Here is an 18261-nt window from a genome sequence, read left to right as displayed (position 1 = left end):
CCCCACACCGAAAGGAGCCGGTTTATAAAAAGAGTGGTCCGCCCGTCGGTCTTCGGATGGTCGATGAGGCCTTGGATCGCGTAACGTGGCCCCAAGAAAGCAGTGTGGAGCCCGGGGATCGTTGTCGTGCGGGTAAGAAACTGCTGTGTTCAGGCAGTGTATTGACACGAACAGTGCAACAAGGAGGCATGTATGAGCGAGATCATCATCACGGTTGACCTGGGTACGATGATAGCCTACGAAATCGTCAAGGATCCTTGGAAAATAGAAAGTGACAAATTAGAGACAATAAAAAGCCATGTGACCATCGAACCGCGATTGAGGGCTTCGGATAAATTCAGGGATGCTGCGGGCAGATTCTATCAGGGCGGTGGCGCAAGTGGGACAACAGGGGGGTTCGGAGAACCGCATGCGGTTGAACTGGAAGCCGAAAAGCGACTGATCAAGCAGATCGCGGAAGACATCAATCAATTGGTGCTGGAAAAGGACTGTGAGAAATGGTTCTTGGCCGCCGACAGGGCTATAAACAATCAGATACTCGAAAATTTGACCCCGGCGGTGAAGGCAAAGTTGAAAAAGAACGTCTCAGCGAACCTCACAAAGATCGATAAGTCGAAGCTCATGAGTCATTTTGCCTGATATAGCTATCTGATGTCGTCGCATGAATTCCTGGAGACCAGCCGATAGGGGCAGAAAGCCGGCGTCTTTTGTGGGGGTAAACAGGAGAATATGACGTGGAAAAAAGAACGATCTACATAACAGAGCTTGACATGGAGCGGTTGACGAAGCGTCTATTGGAGTCCCGAGCCATTCCTGAGCGTGATCAGGGGAATCTGTCGAGATTAGAACAGGAATTAATGAGCGCCGAAGTTGTTCCGGCGGACAAGATTCCGCATGATGTCATTACGATGAATTCCACTGTGCGCCTGAAAGACCTGGAGACGAACACAGAACTGACCTACACCCTGGTCTATCCGGCCGATGCGAATGCAGGCCGGAATAGGATTTCCGTCCTGGCACCTATCGGCACTGCCCTGATCGGATACCGGGTCGGGGATGTTATAACCTGGGAGGTTCCGGCCGGGCTGAGAAGATTGCAGGTGGAAGAGGTCATTTACCAGCCGGAAGCTGCGGGTCACTATGATCGATAGTGCAGGATGACGGCAGGAGGCGCGACGCGATGGCGCGTGCCGTCGTCGCGCCGTACCGTCGGTTCGTGTGTCAGAGACTCAGCGAACGGAGTCGATGCCAGTGGCAGTTCTGCCCCGTTTTTTGCGGTACCCGGCAATTGCGGTCGATCTCGGCACAGCGCACACCCGCGTCGCTCGGGGTGATCGGTCGACGCTCGAACTTCCTTCGACGGTGGGGGGGCGATCCGCGTTACGCGGCGGGGTCATCGTGAATACGGATGCCACTGTGGCCGTCCTGAAGACGCTCATTCGATCGGTCACCAACCGCTTTTCACGCCCCTGCGCTCTTGCCTGCGTCCCAACTGACGCCGATGATAGGGAACGCGCCGCCGTGCTGGATTGCGTATCCGAGGCCGGCGCGCAAGCCGTATTGCTCATTCCCGAACCGCTTGCAGCGGCGGTCGGCGCCGGCATAGACGTATCCTCTCCCTATGCTCATATGGTTGTGGATATTGGTGAAGGGATTACGGATTGCGCCATTATCAAAGAAGGGAGGATCGTTGCTGCCCGGGCCGCGCGTGTCGGCTGCAGCGACCTGCGTGATGGTGTGAGGAAAACCATTCAGAACGAATGGGGCGTATCCGTCGGTACCGAAGAGGCGGAGGCCGTCCTGCGGCGCATCGGCGTTGAGCGGACGGCCGATGAGCAGGAGCTGGCGACGATCACCGCATTCGACGACGGTACTCGCGCGCCGGTCGTATTACCGATTCCGACCGCTCCTTTGCGTGCCGCGCTGCAATTGCCGTTCGGCAAAATCCTCACCAGCGCTACGACGCTTTTCCGAGACATCCCTCATTCCTGGGGAAGTGACATTATCGACTCCGGACTCGTCCTCTCAGGGGGAGGCTCGCTTCTCCGTGGTATGCGTGCGCGCATTGAAGCGGAAACCGGCTTGAATGTTTCTCGCGCCAATGATCCACTCGGCGGCGTCGTGTTCGGAGCGCGGGCGATGCTTCCTGTTGCGGAAGTGTTACAGCTCTGGCATTAGGCTGCGAGAAGGAAAGCACCGTAGTCTGATTGTCGTCGGTTCATCCAAGCAGTTCCGGATCCGCAAACCTCTCTTGAGACCCAGATGCGTGTCCGGCTCGTCCTGCCATCGCAGGGTTCCGCAGCATTCTCCGCTTCGTTATACAAAGGGGATTCCGCCTGATCTTGTGTGGGCGGTGTGCTCGTTGCCTCAAACACCGTTTTATACTATAGTTCATCATACCTTGCGGTGAGACAATTCGAAGCGAACGGTATCAACGCTTACCAGAAAGGAAGTGGTATGGGTGGCCTCGACAAGATCTTCAGTCCGCGGACAATAGCCGTTATCGGCGCCTCCGAGCAGCAAGGTTCCGTGGGACGGGCGATTATGGAGAACCTCCTCGCGCAAAAGACGGCGTCGATCTTTCCGGTCAATCCAAAACGGAAAACTATTCTAGGGATAGATGCCTGCACCCGGATTGCAGATGTGCCGGCCACGGTTGATCTTGCCGTCATTGCCACCCCCGCGCATTCCGTACCTGATATGGTCGAGGTCTGTGGAGAGGCGGGCGTAGGCGGGATCATTATTATCTCGGCTGGGTTCAAGGAGGCCGGTGAAAAGGGTCAGGCGCTGGAGGATAAGATCCGGGAGATTCGGAAACGGTACGGTATGCGGATTGTCGGGCCCAACTGTCTCGGCGTCATCCGACCGATTACCGGGCTGAACGCTTCCTTTCTGAATGTGCGTCCTGAAGCGGGGCGGATCGCGTTTATTTCCCAGAGCGGGGCGCTGGGGAGCGCCATCCTTGACTGGGCCATGTATGCCCGCGTCGGCTTCAGCCTCTTTGCATCGCTTGGCTCGATGATCGATATCGACTTTGGGGATCTGATCGATTTCCTGGGCGATGACCCGGAGACCAAAAGCATCATGCTCTATATGGAGGGGGTCGGGAATGCGAAGAAGTTCATCAGCGCCGCGAAGGGGTTTGCGAGAAATAAACCGATCATCGTGCTCAAACCCGGACGGTTCGCTGAAAGCGCAAAAGCGGCGGTGTCTCATACCGGATCAATGGCAGGAGAGGATCAGACCTATGATGCCGCCTTTAAGCGGGTCGGCGTCGTACGGGTCAGAGATATTGCGGATCTCTTCAACGTCGCGGAGGTCCTGCACGCGAAGCAACTGCCGAAGAGGCCGGAGATTGCCATCGTCACCAACGCGGGAGGCGCCGGGGTCATTGCAACCGATAGGTTGATGGAGTTGGGCGGACGGCTGGCGCAACTGACCGATGACAGCATCGGGGCACTGAACGACCATCTCCCCGCCTATTGGAGCAAGGCGAACCCGGTCGACATCTTGGGAGATGCGGACATTGTGCGCTACGAGAAGGCCGTTACGACCTGTCTGGACGATCCCGGTGTGGGCGGCGTGATTACGATCTATACGCCGCAGGGGGCCGCGCAACCGGAAGATCTTGCCGGACGGTTCACAGCGATTGCCGATCGAAGCCATAAACCGTTCATTACCGTGTGGATGGGTGGCGGACAGGTGGAAGAGGCCAGGCGGATCACCCTTCAGCACAACATCCCCACCTACGAGACGCCGGAAGAGGCGGTCAAGACCTACCTTTACATGTATCGGTACGGACGGAACCTCCAGCTCCTGTATGAGACGCCGGAGACGTTGCCGGTCGACCAGGCGCCGCCCAAACATAACCTGAAGGCCTTTATCGCCGAGTTTCGCAAAGAGGGAAGAGTGCTCCTGACTGAGAAAGAGTCGAAGCGATTTCTAACAAATTACGGTATCCCCACGGTCAGACCGTATCTGACAAAGGGTACAGCGGAGGCTATCAGTGCCGCACAGATGGTGGGCTATCCGGTCGTCTTGAAGATCGTGTCTCCGGACATCCCTCACAAAAGCAACGTCGGCGGTGTCGTGACAGGGATTGCCTCCGACCGTGAGTTGAGGACTGAATATGGACGTATGATCAAAAGGGTACAGAAGAAGGCGCCGGAGGCGACCCTTGCCGGGATCTCCGTTCAGAAGATGATAGAACATGTCGATTACGAACTGATCCTGGGAATGAAGAAGGATAAAGACTTCGGTTCGGTCATCCTCTTTGGGATGGGGGGGATCGGCGTTGAGATGTTTCAGGACTTCTCCATCGGTCTGCCGCCATTAAACCAGACCCTGGCGAGACGGATGATGGAGGAGACGAAGGTCTTCAGGATGATCCAGGGGTACCGAGGGAGGCCCCCTGCGGACATGAAGCAGTTGGAGCAGATCCTGGTCAGCTTTTCCAATCTGATTATCGATTTTCCGGAGATTGCCGAGATCGACATCAACCCGCTCGCGATCTCAGAAGGCAAGGCACACGCCCTTGACGCCAGGATTGTTCTTGAAAAGGAGGCTGTCGAGTACACCGGCGCGTATCCCCATTTGGTGATCGCCCCCTACCCCACGCAATATGTCATCCCCTGGCGATTAACCGACGGCACCGAGGTGCTGCTGAGGCCGATCCGGCCGGAGGATGAACCGCTGGAACATGAGATGCTCTCGACCCTGTCAGAGGAGACATTGCGGGGGCGATTCTTTCAGGTCTTGAAGAAGATCACCCACGAGATGCTGATTCGGTACTGCAATATCGACTACGACCGGGAGATGGCGATCGTCGCGGAGCTGAGGACGGGAGAGAAGAGGCGGATTATCGGTATCGGGCGGTTGATCATCGAACCGGATTTCAGGAGCAGCGAATTCGCCGTCGTGGTCCACGACGATTTTCAGGGAAAGGGCCTGGGTTACAAACTGGTGGATATGCTGATTGGTGTAGCCCAGGATAAAGGGTTGGCGGAGGTCACCGGTACCGTCCTCACCGACAACACGAGTATGCTCCGGGTCTGTGAGACCCTCGGATTCCGGACCACGCATCAGCCTGAAGGCGTAAGCAAGGTCAGGCTGGCGGTGAAATAAGGCGAAGGAGCGTTTTTCTCATCTCCACTTGTATTGGCTTTATCCTCGCCGGAAGGTCGAAGCTATCCACAAAAAACTTGCAGGGCAGTTGGGAACGCGTTCATCGGCAACCGCCGTGAGCGAGGCTCTGGGCGATCTCACCCGCGACATCGCGGATACTATCCGAGCAAGCATCGGATCGGAGGATCGATGGCCCAAGTCCTTATTCACTCCAGCGTTCGAGGGCTTTCGGATCTACGATGAAGACATGGGCGCGCTCCAGCTTGATGACCCCGTCGCGCTCCAGCACTTTCAGGGCGCGCTGCACCACCTCGCGTACGGAGCCGGTCATGGCAGCGATCTGTTGTTGGGTGAGCTTGGCGCTCGCGCCGGCCCCGCCCTCGACGAGTGTCTCGTAACCGCGCGTGTAGTCCAAAAGGACCTTGGCCACCCGGGCGACCACGCTTCGCAGCGACAGATCTTCGATCAAGAGGGTGAGCGCCCGAAGGCGGGAGGCGAGCACTCCGATCACCGCCTTCGCCACTGTCGGTTCTTTCTCTACGAGTGCGATGATCTGTTCTTTGGGGACGAAGCCGACGGCGCTTTCCTCGATTGCGGCCATACCGGCAGGGTTCGAGCCGCCATCGAAGACCGGGACATCGTTGAAGGTGCGTCCCGGCCCCAGAATTCGCAAGACCTGTTCTCTGCCTTCGCTAGAAAGCTTGAAGACCTTGACGCGACCGGTGAGCACGAAATAGAGACCCTCGCACACCTCTCCCTCCAGGAGGATGATCTCCCCGGTTCGGTATGTGCGCACGCGCACCTGTCCCGCCAGATCTCTCAAGAGATCGGCGCCCAGTTCGGCGAAGTACGGGATCTGTCGTAGCGCCTGAACTGTTACGCTCATCCCCGTGTTGTCCTCCTTCCGGTCTGTCTCCCTTCCACTATATCACGACCTGGCTGATCCCCGCAGTGCGACGGTTTATCTGCGAGGTTACGGCGAAGAGAAGCCCTCTCTCTTTTGAAGCGTCTCTCTTCAGTATGGGAGCGTGTAGATTAGGCGTGCGTGAGCAGAGGGATGGGCGCTATCCCATGAAAGACACCGACAGAAAGACCACCTGCGTGATGTAGGTTGCAGAACAATCAAACCCTATGGCCTATCTTATCACATGAAAGGGCCATCTTCACGATGCGTCAATCACGAGGGTATTTCGTTCGGGCAGGATCGAGATGGTGTAAGGTGACACGGGTGATCGGCATGGTAAACGTGAGAAATCGGCGGCGTGTCCTGGTGATTGCTGGAGCGGCGCTCCTGACTCTTATCGGAACCCTGGGCTGGCACTGGTGGAGCAGGGAGCCTGAAGGTGTCCTGAGAGCGTCCGGCACCATCGAGGCCACCGAGGTAAACGTAAGCTTCAAGATTGCCGGTCGGGTCATCGAGCGACCCGTGGACGAAGGTGATCGTCTCGAGCGTGGTGCCCTGGTTGGGCGCTTGGAAAGCCGGGAGCTGGAAGCGGAGGTGGACCGGCTGCGCGCGTCGTTGCAGGCCACCGAGACCAGGGTGCCGCAGCTCAGAACGGAGATCGCCCTACAGGAGGAGCTCACCCGGGGCCGAATCGCCGATGCGCAAGCCAATCTCGCCGTCAAGGAGGAGAGGCTGGCAGAGCTTCGGAGCGGTTCCCGTCCCCAGGAGTTGCAGAAGGCTCAGGCCGAGGTGCGCGAGGCCAAGGCCGTGATGGAAAATGCGCAGGCCGACTTCTGCCGTATGGTCTATCTCTTTCGGGAAGGGGGAATCGCGGAGCAGGCCCGCGACGCCGCCCGCACCGCCTTCGATGTCGCCGTCGAGCGACACAAGAGTGCGATAGAGCGCTGGGATCTCGTGAAGGAAGGCCCAAGGCAAGAAGAGATCCGCCGTGCCGAGGCGGAGGTCCGGCAGGCGAAGGCGGGGGTGCTGCTTGCGCAGGCGGGTGAATTGGAGGTGGCCAGAAAGCGCCAGGAGTTGGCGACGCTCCAGGCCACCATCGCCAGGGATCGAGCCGCGCTGGCGGCGGCTGAGGCACAGCTCGGTTACACCGTTCTCCGAAGCCCCCAGACCGGTGTGGTCCTGCGCAAACATGTGGAGCCGGGCGAGATGATCGCCGCGGGCACCCCGGCTGTCACCATCGCCGATCTCAAGAACATCTGGCTCAAAATCTACATCCCGGAGCCGCAACTTGGTCTGATCAAGTTGGGTCAGGTGGGTGAGATCACAACCGATTCCTACCGGGGCAAGGTGTACAGGGGCACGGTGACGTTCATCAGCTCGGAAGCGGAGTTTACCCCGAAAAATGTCCAAACCCAGGAGGAGCGGGTCAAGCTGGTCTTTGCCGTGAAGGTCACCGTGGACAACCTGAACCAGGAACTGAAGCCGGGGATGCCGGCGGATGCAACGGTCCTGCTGAATTAAGGTGAACGGTATGGAGGGGCAAGGCGCTATGATCGTGATGCAGGACCTCGCGAGAACGTTTGGGCCGATCACGGCCGTGGATCATCTCAGCCTCGCCATTCCGAGGGGGGAACTGTTCGGCTTGGTGGGTCCAGACGGAGGTGGTAAGACCACAACCCTTCGGATGCTCGCGGGTATCCTCACCCCCACCGGCGGTGACGCCATCGTGGCCGGCCATTCCGTTCGGAAGGAGCCTGAGGCGCTCAAGAACAGGATCGCCTACATGTCCCAGCGCTTCGGCCTGTACGGCGATCTCACAGTGTTGGAGAATCTCCACTTCTACGCCGACCTCTTCGAGGTTCCGACGAAGAAGCGGACAGTGCGGATCGAACGCTTACTCGGTTTCAGCAACCTGACCCCGTTCAAGGATCGATTGGCGGATAAGCTGTCGGGAGGGATGAAACAGAAGCTGGGCCTGGCTTGCGCCCTGATCCACACGCCTGAGATTGTGCTGCTCGACGAACCGACCAACGGCGTGGACCCGATCTCGCGCCGAGACTTCTGGCGCATCCTGTACGAGATGCTACAGGAGGGGGTCACGATCCTGGTGACGACGGCTTACCTCGACGAGGCCGAGCGATGCAACAGGGTGGGGCTGATACACCAGGGTCGCCTGCTGGCTCTGGACACGCCGGACCAGATCAAGGCACTGATGGCCGGTGACCTGGTGGAGATTCCGGTAGCGGATGGTTGGCGGGCCCGCCAGTTCCTGAGCGGCGTCTCCCACGTGAAAGGCGCAACCCTTTTCGGCCACAGGCTCCACGTGGCGCTTGAAGACGTAGGGCGCGACCTGCCGACGGTCCTGACTGCCCTTGAGGCCGAAGGGCTTCAACCCCATGATCCCCGCCGGGTCGTCCCATCCTTAGAGGACGTATTTATCTCGATGATCGGACGAAGGGAACGCAGTGATGGTGAGCGGACAGCCTGAGCTCGCCGTCCGGGTGGAGAACCTGGAACGGCGCTTTGGGGATTTCGTGGCAGTGGACCGGGTCTCTTTCGAGGTGTCGCGGGGCGAGATCTTCGGCTTCCTCGGGCCCAACGGGGCGGGCAAGTCCACCACCATCCGAATGCTGACCGGCCTCCTCGCCCCGAGCGGTGGGACCGGCTGGGTCGGGGGACGGGACATCCGAACCCAAGGCGAGGCCATTAAGGAGATCATCGGCTACATGTCTCAGAAGTTCTCCCTGTACGAGGACCTGACCGTGGAGCAGAACCTGGACTTCTATGGGGGAATCTACCGGATTCCTAAAGACAAGAAGCCGGCCCGCAAGACCTGGGCGCTTCAAATGGCCGGTCTCACCGGCCGCGAGAAGAGCTTGACTCGGGAGCTAGCGGGCGGATGGAGGCAGCGGCTGGCCCTGGGCGCCGCGATTCTGCACGAGCCCGCGATCCTGTTTCTTGACGAGCCGACCTCTGGCGTGGATCCGATCTCCAGACGGAACTTCTGGGACTTCATTCGCGAGATGGCCTACCAGGGGGTCACCATCTTTGTCACCACCCATTATATGGACGAGGCGGAATACTGCGACCGGCTGGCCCTGATCTACCGGGGACGGATCATTGCCCTTGGGACGCCGGATCAACTGAAGCAGGAGCACATGCCGGAGGATGTCCTCGAGGTGACGGTTGATCGCCCCGTGGAAGCATTGGAACTCTTGTCGCGAGAACCGGTAGTCCGCGAAGTGGCCATCTTTGGGAAATTGCTCCACGTGGTGGTGGCCAATGCAGCCGCCGATGGGCCGGCCGTCCGGGGCGCGCTGGAGCGCGGGAACATCCGCGTGGACCAGATTGAGAAGATCCTCCCGTCGCTCGAGGACGTGTTCGTGTCGTTGATCGAGGCAGAAGATCGGGCAGCGGCCAGGACGCCACTGCGGGAGAACTGAGATGCGCATCGCGCGGCTACTGGCCGTCTCTCGAAAGGAAGTGATCCAGATCCGTCGCGACCCACGGAGCCTGGGCATGGCCTTCGTCATCCCGATGATCCTGCTCTTCCTGTTCGGGTATGCGCTGACACTGGATGTGGACAACCTGCAGACCATTGTGTACGATCAGGACCGGACCGCGGCAAGCCGAGGCTTCCTCGCGCAGTTTGAGGCGTCCGGCTACTTCAGAGTAGCGGCCATCGCCCGAAACTACTCGGATGTGGAGTGGGCCCTGGATTCCGGCAAAGCCCAGGTCGGGCTGGTGATCCCCCGGAACTTCGCGCGTGACCTGGATCTCGGTCGTCAGGTGCCCGTTCAGGCGCTGCTCGACGGGAGCGACTCCAACACCGCGACCATAGCGATCAGCTACCTGGAAGCCATTAGCGGCCGATACTCGACGCAGCTCGTCACGGAGCAGTCTGGCCTGACCCGCCTCGATCCCCCCGTCGAGACCCGTCTGCGCGTCTGGTACAACCCGGAGCTCGAAAGCAAGAACTATATCGTCCCGGCCCTGATCGCGGTCATCATGATGGTTATCGCCGCGCTGCTGACCTCTCTCACAGTGGCCAGGGAATGGGAGCGGGGCACCATGGAACAGCTCATTGCCACCCCGATCAAGGTCCCGGAACTGGTGCTCGGGAAGCTGCTGCCCTATTTCGCGATCGGCTTCATCGATGTGACACTCGCCGTGCTGGCCGGCACGTTGATATTCAGGGTACCCTTCAGGGGCGATCTGGTGCTGCTGCTCGGCCTCTCCCTGATCTTCCTCCTGGGCGCCCTGAGCCTGGGCATGCTGATCTCCATCAGGGCCAAGTCGCAGCTCGTGGCCAGTCAGGTGGCGATGGTGATTACCTTCTTGCCCTCCTTCCTGCTGTCGGGGTTCATGTATGACATCGGGAACATGCCGGGGTGGTTGCAGGCGATCACCTACGCCTTTCCGGCCCGATACTTCGTCACGATCCTGAAAGGGATTTTCCTCAAGGGGATCGGTCTCCGTCTGCTGGCTATAGAAGCGGTATTCCTTGGCCTCTTCGCCCTGATCGTCACCGTGGCGGCGAATCGGATGTTCACCAAGAACCTGGAATAGAGGGCACGCGTGATGTGGGAACGGTTGCAGCACATGTTGATCAAAGAGTTCATCCAGATCCTGCGGGACCCGCGGATGAAGGCCGTCATCTTCGTGACACCCCTCCTGCAGCTTCTGGTCTTCGGGTACGCGGTTACCACCGACATCACGCAAATCACCATGGCGGTCTCCGACTTCGATCACACCCAGGAGTCGAGGGAGCTGGTGCGGCGGTTCGAAAGCTCGGGGTACTTCCGCGTTGTCCAGCGGGTGGGCGAGGCTCGGGCTTTGCAGGAGCTGATCGACCGGGGGACGGTGAAGGCCGCCCTGCAGTTCGATCCCGGGTTCACGAGGGATCTCAAGCGCGGCCGGAGCGCCGTGGTGCAGGTCCTGGTGGACGGAACTGACTCTAACACCGCCGGCGTGGTCATGGACTACGCCAATCGGATCATCGCCCAGTACAATCGCCAGGCCGCGCACGAGGCGCTCGCTGTCCGGGAAGTGGCCATGGGGACACCTCCCGCGGATGCCCTCCGGCCTCGCCTGGGTGAAGTCGATCTGAGGTCGCGGGCCTGGTACAACCCCGATCTGCGGAGCCGAAACTACAATGTGCCCGCCGTTATCGCCATCATCATTATGCTGACCTCGCTGCTGCTCACCTCCATGGCCATTGTGCGGGAGCGTGAGATCGGTACCATGGAGCAACTTATGGTGACCCCCATCCGACCCGCCGAACTCATCCTGGGGAAAACGCTCCCCTTCGCCTTGATCGGGTTCTTTGACGTGGCCCTGATCACCACCGCTGCCGTCTTCTGGTTCACGGTGCCTATTCGGGGGAGCCTGCTTCTGCTCTTCGGGGCTACGGCCTTGTATCTGCTCTCGACGCTCGGGATCGGCCTGTTCATCTCCACCGTCTCCAAGACCCAGCAGCAGGCGCTGATGTCCACCTTCTTCTTCTATCTGCCGGCCGTCCTGCTCTCGGGCTTTATGTTCCCCATTGCTAACATGCCGGTGGCGGTCCAGTACCTGACCTATGTGAACCCGCTCCGCTACTTCCTGGTCATCATCCGGGGGGTTTTCCTCAAGGGTAACGGGCCGGCCGTCCTCTGGCCCCAGATGTTGGCCCTGGCGATCCTGGGCGCTGTCCTCTTTACGGCCAGCACGCTCCGCTTCCAGAAACGGCTGGAATAATCGTCCTGCGTGCTCTTTGTTGCAGATGCGGTCTGAGAGAAGCGCTCGTGGGCGCCCGGGCCGCGTATGCCAAAGCAGGTGATCCGCGACGAGCGTATCGAGCATAGGCAGTACATCGTTGCGTACGGTAAGGACAGCCCGAGGTCAGTAGCTGGACATGGGGCCGATACGAAGTAGGGGATAGTACGGATATTGGATAGAGAGGTCGACTAGGGGGACGATACGCGAATAGTCGCACCGCGATTGAAGGCCCGTGCCGGAAAGATGTCAGCGTCGATTTGTGCGGGTACGATCGTTCTCATCTTTTCTATAATCGATGCGGCCATCTGGCGATCTCTCGCCAACCCATAGACGGCCGGTCCCCAGGAACTTTGCCCCACGCCTAACGCTCCCGCCCGAGACATTGCCTTGACCAGCGTCGCCCCCTCTATGGTCGCAAAGATTCCACCCTGCGCCGGACGGAACCATCCCCCGACAATCCGTTGAATCCGGGTGAGCGACTCACCAAAGACGACGGGGTCGCGATCAAGCACCGACGGCAGCATCCGCATAAGCACAATGCGACTGAGGCGGTCTGTTGCACTGGTGCTGTGACGGTTGACGAGACCCTGAAATGCGTTGGTCTCAGCGGTTCCAGCGAGCCCGCGTCCGACGCGGGGAATCGCCACAACAAAGGTCCAGTCCTCCGGAAAGGGATAGCGCGCAAGTATCGGCGGCGTGCAGTCCGCGCGTGAGGCGTGAGGCGTGAGGCGTGAGGCGTCACGCCTCGTCCCCACACCCTCCACCCCACACCCTCCACCCTTTTCTACCCCGCTCAACACTTGGCACTCAACACTCGACACTGTTTTCCGCCCGGCGTCCACAATAAACCCGCCTCGCTCAAAGGCGGCGATCCCGATCCCGGATCGCGCCCCTCGGCCCATCACGGCCGCCAGCTCCCGAACGTCAGCGTCGATAGAGAACAGTCGGGCCAGCGCAGCAGCAACGCTCAGCGCCAATTGCGTCCCCGAGCCGAGGCCGGCATGGGTTGGGATCATAGCCTTGACGGCGATCTGCGCCCCGTCGCGGATCGTATAGTGGCGGAGAAAGCGGCGCATGAGCGTAAGGACGCGGTTTCGCTCGTGTCCAACGACCGATAGGCGACCGGCCGGTGTCGCCTCGAGGATGATTGCGGGTTGGCCGATGGCCAGGCCGATACTTCCGAACTTGCGACCCGATGAGCCATCCGGGTCGATGAATCCGAAGTGCAGCCGGCCATGGGCCTTGACTGTGACCCTCATCGACGCTGCCGCTCCACGTACTCTTGGAGATACGCCATCGCCAAGGTCTCCTGTTCACCCCCGGTTTTCTGGACAATCTCGGACAGTCGGCGATACTCCTGAAGGATCGGCGCTACCCCTAACAGTCGGACCCGGGTGGCGAGGATGGCCGCCTCGATGATGGCGTTCTTCGCGCGGTTGAACCCAATGAATTCGCGCAGGCCCCCCTTCTTGACGATCTGACAGTGGAAGGTGGTGCGCGGGGGTGTCGTATCGGTCTGCCCAACCGAGCACTCGTAATAGGAGCAGGCGTCGCTCAAGACAACGCCAGTGATTAACTCTGCGGGAAAGGTCGGGAACTGGGGGTTGGAGACAGCACTCTCAGCAAACAGGCGGGCGTTGTCGGTCAGATTGACGACTGTGGCGCCAGTCGCCAGAAGATTCCGACAGGTGGTCGAATCAGCATAGGGGCGGATGACAATATCTCCTTCGCCGATGGTGACCCCCATCGGGGCGAAGTTTACCTCTCCCGCCTCATTCAGCGTCGTGACGATACTCTCAATAATCATGAGTTACAAATAGGGTGTAGGGTGTAGGGGGCGGGTGGCGACGCGCCGCCTGTCGTAGGGGCGCAATTTATTGCGCCCGTCGGCCCACCGCATCAACGATACACCTCGCATTCGTGGGCGCAATAAATTGCGCCCCTACAGCATTCGTGTTCCACCAGCATTCGTGTTCCACACCGTGGACCTGCATGTCATTGAGGAAGGTCATGGTCGAGATATCCCCATGTCAGGTCTTCCTCTTGGATATATTTCTTCCCGAGTCGCATGGCGAGCCGCGCCTTCATCAACTCGCGGCCCAGATAAAAGGCGTGGCCGATCGGTTCATGGCCAAGATGCGCCCTGATCTGATCGAAAATCCGATGGATATCGGTGTCCTTCATGAAGAGATCACGATTGAACACATAGATCGCCTCGCGGTCGGCATAGATGCGGAAGTTGGGATCTGTCACCATCCGCTGCATGTCCCGCAGTTCCGCCTCGGACGGGCAATCGACCCGTCGATCCTTGATGGTGAGCAGGCCGTCGTCGATCCCTTTCGGCAGTACCCCTCGCTGCCTGGCGTAAAACATGAGGCGTCTGGCCAGGTCCAGCTCGCGAACAGATCCTACCGCCCACGAGGCGACCTCCGTCGTCAGCGCATACCGGATCTGTAACTCCGACATGACCCCCGTGAGCAGTGCATTAATCCCGGTACTGTCGGCATCGGTCAGCTCGGTGATGTTGCCCACCCCCATCAGGATCTCGGCGTGCGGAAATCGACGCCTCGCCTCGACATAGCGTACGAGCGATTCGGTAAATCCGAAGCCGATCGGCGCGAGAATCGGATCGATAAGGTAGTGCGTTTTGCCCAGCCGTTCTACCGCCTCGACATTCGCCGCCAGCGAATCCAGCCCCTTGCCGAAATCGGGAATGATGACGGGGGTACACCGAAGATCCGGGGCCAAGTGCAGGTTCTGCGCGTTCAGGCTCAGGAGCAGTTCGGCGCCGGCCTTGTCGGCGGCCAGGATCTCTTGCGGATCGACGCTGTCGATGCTGACCCGGAACCCCTCGGACCGCAGCGCCGAGACGATCTCGCCGATATTGGTCGCCGGCTGCCCTGGCGTGCCGCCGACGTCGATGACATCGGCGCCGCAGGCCGTGTAGTAGCGGGCCTTGTGAAGGATCTCGCCCACCGGTAGGGTGGGGGCATCGTTGATCTCGGCCAGGATGGTCAGGTCGTATTCGCCATATCCTTCTCGTGTTTTCTCTGCCCCGAAGTAGTAGGGGATGTCACGCAGATCCTTCGGCCCCTTTTCAACCTTCACCCCCAGCGCCTGCTCCAACTCGGAGGGTTCCACTCGACAGAGTCCGGGGATCATCACCAGATCGGTGCTGGGTGTGCGGAGCGTATGGAGGATAAAGGGGGTGGTCATCAGGGCGGCGACGCTGATCTTCAGGGCCGTCACCTCATAGTCAAAGTCCGCCTGCATCCCGGCTAAGGTCTCTTTCAGGGCGCGCTCGGCCAGCTTGCCGGTAATGAAGAGGATCTTCATGCGCGTGATACGCCGACCCGTTAGACCCAGAGGCCGCCGTGGACGTGAAGGATGGTTCCCGTCACGTAGCGCGCCTTTTCAGAGACGAGGAAACCCACTGCCTCGGCGACCTCGTCGGGTGCGCCCAATCGACCAAGAGGGATCATCTGTGCCCAGGCTGCTTTCTTTCCGGCGCGATAATGATCGTAGCTCTCGGTCTCAATGAAGCCGGGGTTGACGGCGTTTACACGAATGCCCCACGGCGCTTCGGATCGCGCGAGCGACCGGGTCAGCATGATTACGGCAGACTTGGCGATGTAGTAAGCGGGGGCCTCAAAGACCCCGATGGGTGAATGCTCGACGTTAAGCGCCCCGATGTTGATGATGCTGCCGCCCCGTCGCTCCCGCATCACCCGCAGCGCCGCCCGGCAGCAGTAAAAGGTGCTGCTCAGGTTGCTGTCAAGGGTCTGTCTCCACTCGTCATCGGTGGTATCGGACAACGCGCGAACCAGAAACGGACCGACGTTATTGACCAGGATATCGAGAGCGCCAAGTTCTTTTGTCGCGGTGTCGATGAGAAGCGACGCGCCGCCGGAATTGGAGACATCGGCCATCACGGCCATCGCCTTCACCGGCAGGTCGTTGAACTCCCGGAGGGCGGATTGGGCCGCGCCGTCGTCGCCGTGATAGTTGAGGACGACATCGCACCCATCCTGGGCGAGGCGATGCGCAATCGCCTTGCCGATTCCCTTCGTCCCGCCGGTAATCACCGCGACCCGTCGTGTGTCCACCTGCTCGATCCCTCATTGTTCCGAAAGTCCCCCGTGTGGGTCATTGCGAGGGAGCGTAGCGACCGAAGCAATCTCACAGTCGTTCGGGGCAACGACGGTGAGATTGCCGCGCTCCCGTTGGTCGCTCGCAATGACGACGGAGCGGAGGCGATCTGGCCTCTGACGTTCATGCCCATGGGCGCACCAGCGGCGCATGGGGCATTTTCCTATCCGCTAATCACTAACTCGCTAATAACAACCGTATCTTATGCCCGTACCGCTGAAACTTCAAGGCGAATCCGCGTTAGCGTTCTGTCGCTCTCCTCGACATCATTTCTAAAGCCGTCATGCCCGCGAACGCGGGCATCCAGAACTCGTGCTGTTTCCTGGATTCTGGCTCGCGCCCGCGATACGGCCCCCGACCTGATCGGGGGCGGAATGACGTCCGGAAATATACGACAAATATCAAGCACACGACACCAGTAGGCGTAGGCAGCGACATAGGCGCGCCGTCGGAATTACTTGACTTCCTGTGGGTGGGATGTAGAATACATTCTGCAAATGGTTGGGCGGTTAGCTCAGTCGGGAGAGCGCCGTCTTCACACGGCGGAGGTCATTGGTTCGATCCCAATACCGCCCACCACCCAATCGGCACGTCACGCCTACCGTCGCGTGCAATTCCGGGTTCCGCTCTGCACTTAACACTGACCACTCTCCACTCACCCCTTAACACTCGCCACCCCTCTCCACACAGGCCATATGCGCCAAAATGCGTATTTACAGTAGCGTGTAATCTGAGATATCTTGATGATATTTGACTGTCATTTTTCTTGACAGTTAACCAACACTGGCTGAAAATACTTAAGATAATTAAAGACCGGCTCATATAAAAGGGATATCGTTGATTCGAACCATTGTACGTGACGCACGCCCTACCTATTATAGTAGCATAGGGTATTATTGCGGCTGATGTCCGGCCGATAAGAGGCGGCTGAGCTGTCGGATTGTTGCCGAAGAGACAGGAGGGGCTGATGCCGAAGATTACGGTGCTGATCGCTGATGATCATGCGCTCTTCCGAGAAGGACTCGGAATGCTCCTGGCGCAGACCGACGACATCCGGGTCGTCGGGGAGGCAGGCGACGGCTTCCAGGTCGTTGGAATGGTCGAGGCCCTTCAGCCGAATATCCTGCTGCTGGATGCCCAGATGTCGGGACTTGGAGGAATCGAGTCGCTTCCGCTGATCCGCAAGAAATCTCCTCGGACACGTATCCTGATCCTGTGCGAATCCTCCGACGATGACCACATGATCAATGTGTTGCAATTGGGCGCAAAGGGATGTGTTGCAAAAAGCCTCAGTCACAAGGATCTCATCAGGGCCATCCGGACCACCCATAACGGAGAGATCTGGGCCGAGCGCAAGGTTCTGACTCGGGTATTGGAGAACCTGCGCCGAAAGGTATATGGCGCAAACGCGTCCTTTCAAGAGATGCAAAATACGCTGACCGATCGCGAACAGGAGGTCGTCAAGTGGGTGATCCAGGGCCGGACCAATAAAGAGATCGCCTCCGGGCTTGGAATCAGCGACAAGACGGTCAAGACGCATCTAAGCAATATTTTCGGGAAGTTAAAGATCAGTCGTCGGTTGCAATTGGTTCTTAACCGTATCGTGGAGTAGCCACGTTATCCGGTCCCGTCCCCATTCCCAACAGACCCCTACTACTCCATGCCGGTATCTTTTCAGTGGAAAATACGCCGAATGGCCGATTGTCGGTGGGGGTATCTGTTGTTATTTGTTATAGTGTAGAGGTGTGGCGAGAGGCGATTTCCGGTAGGCGCGCTGTCGGCGTATGGGGTGTTGATGAGCCATGGAGGCTTCGGAGGGAGATGTCATGATAGCATCGACACGGATCGTCGTCACTGCGGATGAGCGACCCTCATACGAGGAGCTGTGTGAGCAATTGAAGTGCTCGCCGGATATCGAGATCGCCGGTCGGGCGTGCGATGGCAAAGAGGTCATTGCGGCGGTGGGACGGCTGAACCCGGATATCCTGATTCTCGATATCGACCTGCTTGGGATCGGAGGGTTGGAGCTCTTGCCGGCGGTGCGATGGTGGAGTCCCGACACAAAGGTGATCATCCACTCGAGTCGTGCGGAGGAAGCGACGATCCGGGAGGCGATTGAACTTGGGGCCAGAGGATACATCGTCAAGAGCGATGATATCCCAATGGACAAAGCGATTCGAGCCGTTCAGCAGGGAGAGGTATGGGTCAGACGGCGACTGATCGCCATGATCATCGACGAGCTGATCGCCATGACCGAGTGGCCGATCCCGCCGGAAGAACCCGAATGGATAGTCGCCTCATCGTGTTGAGCGTGTAGGGTCCTT

Annotated in this window: 16 protein-coding genes and 1 tRNA gene; 12 read left to right on the top strand and 5 right to left on the bottom strand. The window is 59.3% G+C overall.

What is annotated here, in order from left to right:
• Positions 1-192 precede the first annotated feature (192 nt).
• From C3F12_01095 to C3F12_01080, 4 genes are all read left to right on the top strand, one after another.
• Complete coding sequence (locus tag C3F12_01095) at positions 193-639, top strand: hypothetical protein (GenBank protein PWB48710.1); 447 nt, start codon at positions 193-195, stop codon at positions 637-639.
• Between the two features lie 95 nt (positions 640-734).
• The gene (locus C3F12_01090) at positions 735-1151 is read left to right on the top strand and encodes a nucleoside diphosphate kinase regulator (protein ID PWB48709.1); all 417 of its coding nucleotides are present in this window, start codon (positions 735-737) and stop codon (positions 1149-1151) included.
• A gap of 94 nt (positions 1152-1245) precedes the next feature.
• Entirely contained in the window at positions 1246-2178 is a 933-nt protein-coding gene (locus C3F12_01085) for a hypothetical protein (protein PWB48708.1), read from the top strand.
• Between the two features lie 279 nt (positions 2179-2457).
• The gene (locus C3F12_01080; GenBank protein ID PWB48707.1) at positions 2458-5124 is read left to right on the top strand and encodes an acetyl-CoA synthetase; all 2667 of its coding nucleotides are present in this window, start codon (positions 2458-2460) and stop codon (positions 5122-5124) included.
• 202 nt (positions 5125-5326) lie between these two features.
• Here the strand turns inward: C3F12_01080 and C3F12_01075 are convergent, their stop codons facing one another.
• Positions 5327-6010 (bottom strand): Crp/Fnr family transcriptional regulator, encoded by a 684-nt coding sequence (locus tag C3F12_01075; GenBank protein ID PWB48706.1) that lies wholly within the window; start codon positions 6008-6010, stop codon positions 5327-5329.
• 282 nt (positions 6011-6292) lie between these two features.
• Between C3F12_01075 and C3F12_01070 the strand changes: the two genes are divergently transcribed.
• From C3F12_01070 to C3F12_01050, 5 genes are read left to right on the top strand one after another with little or no spacing between them, the layout of a single operon-like run.
• Positions 6293-7549, top strand: coding sequence for a hypothetical protein (locus C3F12_01070; protein PWB48705.1), 1257 nt, complete (start codon positions 6293-6295; stop codon positions 7547-7549).
• 28 nt (positions 7550-7577) lie between these two features.
• Entirely contained in the window at positions 7578-8516 is a 939-nt protein-coding gene (locus tag C3F12_01065) for a multidrug ABC transporter ATP-binding protein (protein ID PWB48736.1), read from the top strand.
• Complete coding sequence (locus tag C3F12_01060) at positions 8497-9471, top strand: multidrug ABC transporter ATP-binding protein (protein ID PWB48704.1); 975 nt, start codon at positions 8497-8499, stop codon at positions 9469-9471. The genes C3F12_01065 and C3F12_01060 overlap by 20 nt, the downstream gene beginning before the upstream one ends.
• Before the next feature lies 1 nt (position 9472).
• Entirely contained in the window at positions 9473-10597 is a 1125-nt protein-coding gene (locus C3F12_01055) for a hypothetical protein (GenBank protein ID PWB48703.1), read from the top strand.
• 12 nt (positions 10598-10609) lie between these two features.
• On the top strand, positions 10610-11767 hold the full coding sequence (locus tag C3F12_01050; GenBank protein PWB48702.1) for an ABC transporter permease: 1158 nt from the start codon (positions 10610-10612) through the stop codon (positions 11765-11767).
• Between the two features lie 209 nt (positions 11768-11976).
• Here the strand turns inward: C3F12_01050 and C3F12_01045 are convergent, their stop codons facing one another.
• The 4 genes from C3F12_01045 to C3F12_01030 form a co-directional block, all read right to left on the bottom strand.
• The gene (locus C3F12_01045; GenBank protein ID PWB48701.1) at positions 11977-13047 is read right to left on the bottom strand and encodes a hypothetical protein; all 1071 of its coding nucleotides are present in this window, start codon (positions 13045-13047) and stop codon (positions 11977-11979) included.
• Complete coding sequence (locus C3F12_01040) at positions 13044-13595, bottom strand: DUF447 domain-containing protein (GenBank protein PWB48700.1); 552 nt, start codon at positions 13593-13595, stop codon at positions 13044-13046. Before C3F12_01040 ends, C3F12_01045 begins: the two co-directional genes overlap by 4 nt.
• A gap of 188 nt (positions 13596-13783) precedes the next feature.
• Positions 13784-15124 carry a PTS mannitol transporter subunit IIABC gene (locus C3F12_01035; protein ID PWB48699.1) on the bottom strand — a complete coding sequence of 447 codons (1341 nt, stop codon included), beginning with the start codon at positions 15122-15124 and terminating at the stop codon, positions 13784-13786.
• Positions 15125-15144: 20 nt separating this feature from the next.
• The gene (locus tag C3F12_01030) at positions 15145-15903 is read right to left on the bottom strand and encodes a beta-ketoacyl-ACP reductase (GenBank protein PWB48698.1); all 759 of its coding nucleotides are present in this window, start codon (positions 15901-15903) and stop codon (positions 15145-15147) included.
• A gap of 537 nt (positions 15904-16440) precedes the next feature.
• Here C3F12_01030 and C3F12_01025 point away from each other — a divergent pair.
• From C3F12_01025 to C3F12_01015, 3 genes are all read left to right on the top strand, one after another.
• Positions 16441-16516 (top strand) — tRNA-Val (locus C3F12_01025).
• Positions 16517-16904: 388 nt separating this feature from the next.
• Positions 16905-17549, top strand: a complete 645-nt coding sequence (locus C3F12_01020) for a DNA-binding response regulator (protein PWB48697.1) — start codon at positions 16905-16907, stop codon at positions 17547-17549.
• 190 nt (positions 17550-17739) lie between these two features.
• On the top strand, positions 17740-18246 hold the full coding sequence (locus C3F12_01015) for a hypothetical protein (GenBank protein ID PWB48696.1): 507 nt from the start codon (positions 17740-17742) through the stop codon (positions 18244-18246).
• The last annotated feature ends 15 nt before the right edge of the window (positions 18247-18261 follow it).

The sequence above is a fragment of the Candidatus Methylomirabilota bacterium genome (assembly GCA_003104975.1).
Taxonomy (GTDB): domain Bacteria; phylum Methylomirabilota; class Methylomirabilia; order Methylomirabilales; family Methylomirabilaceae; genus Methylomirabilis.
The sequence above is the reverse complement of the archived record's forward strand: the minus strand, read 5'-3'. Positions and strand labels throughout refer to the sequence as shown.

Coding starts and splice junctions, on each gene's coding strand:
- C3F12_01085 (PWB48708.1), top strand. CDS start 1,246: ATGCCAGTGGCAGTTCTGCCCCGTTTTTTGCGGTACCCGGCAATTGCG.
- C3F12_01095 (PWB48710.1), top strand. CDS start 193: ATGAGCGAGATCATCATCACGGTTGACCTGGGTACGATGATAGCCTAC.
- C3F12_01060 (PWB48704.1), top strand. CDS start 8,497: ATGGTGAGCGGACAGCCTGAGCTCGCCGTCCGGGTGGAGAACCTGGAA.
- C3F12_01075 (PWB48706.1), bottom strand. CDS start 6,010: ATGAGCGTAACAGTTCAGGCGCTACGACAGATCCCGTACTTCGCCGAA.
- C3F12_01035 (PWB48699.1), bottom strand. CDS start 15,124: ATGAAGATCCTCTTCATTACCGGCAAGCTGGCCGAGCGCGCCCTGAAA.
- C3F12_01020 (PWB48697.1), top strand. CDS start 16,905: ATGCCGAAGATTACGGTGCTGATCGCTGATGATCATGCGCTCTTCCGA.
- C3F12_01065 (PWB48736.1), top strand. CDS start 7,578: ATGATCGTGATGCAGGACCTCGCGAGAACGTTTGGGCCGATCACGGCC.
- C3F12_01080 (PWB48707.1), top strand. CDS start 2,458: ATGGGTGGCCTCGACAAGATCTTCAGTCCGCGGACAATAGCCGTTATC.
- C3F12_01050 (PWB48702.1), top strand. CDS start 10,610: ATGTGGGAACGGTTGCAGCACATGTTGATCAAAGAGTTCATCCAGATC.
- C3F12_01040 (PWB48700.1), bottom strand. CDS start 13,595: ATGATTATTGAGAGTATCGTCACGACGCTGAATGAGGCGGGAGAGGTA.
- C3F12_01045 (PWB48701.1), bottom strand. CDS start 13,047: ATGAGGGTCACAGTCAAGGCCCATGGCCGGCTGCACTTCGGATTCATC.
- C3F12_01015 (PWB48696.1), top strand. CDS start 17,740: ATGGAGGCTTCGGAGGGAGATGTCATGATAGCATCGACACGGATCGTC.
- C3F12_01055 (PWB48703.1), top strand. CDS start 9,473: ATGCGCATCGCGCGGCTACTGGCCGTCTCTCGAAAGGAAGTGATCCAG.
- C3F12_01070 (PWB48705.1), top strand. CDS start 6,293: ATGCGTCAATCACGAGGGTATTTCGTTCGGGCAGGATCGAGATGGTGT.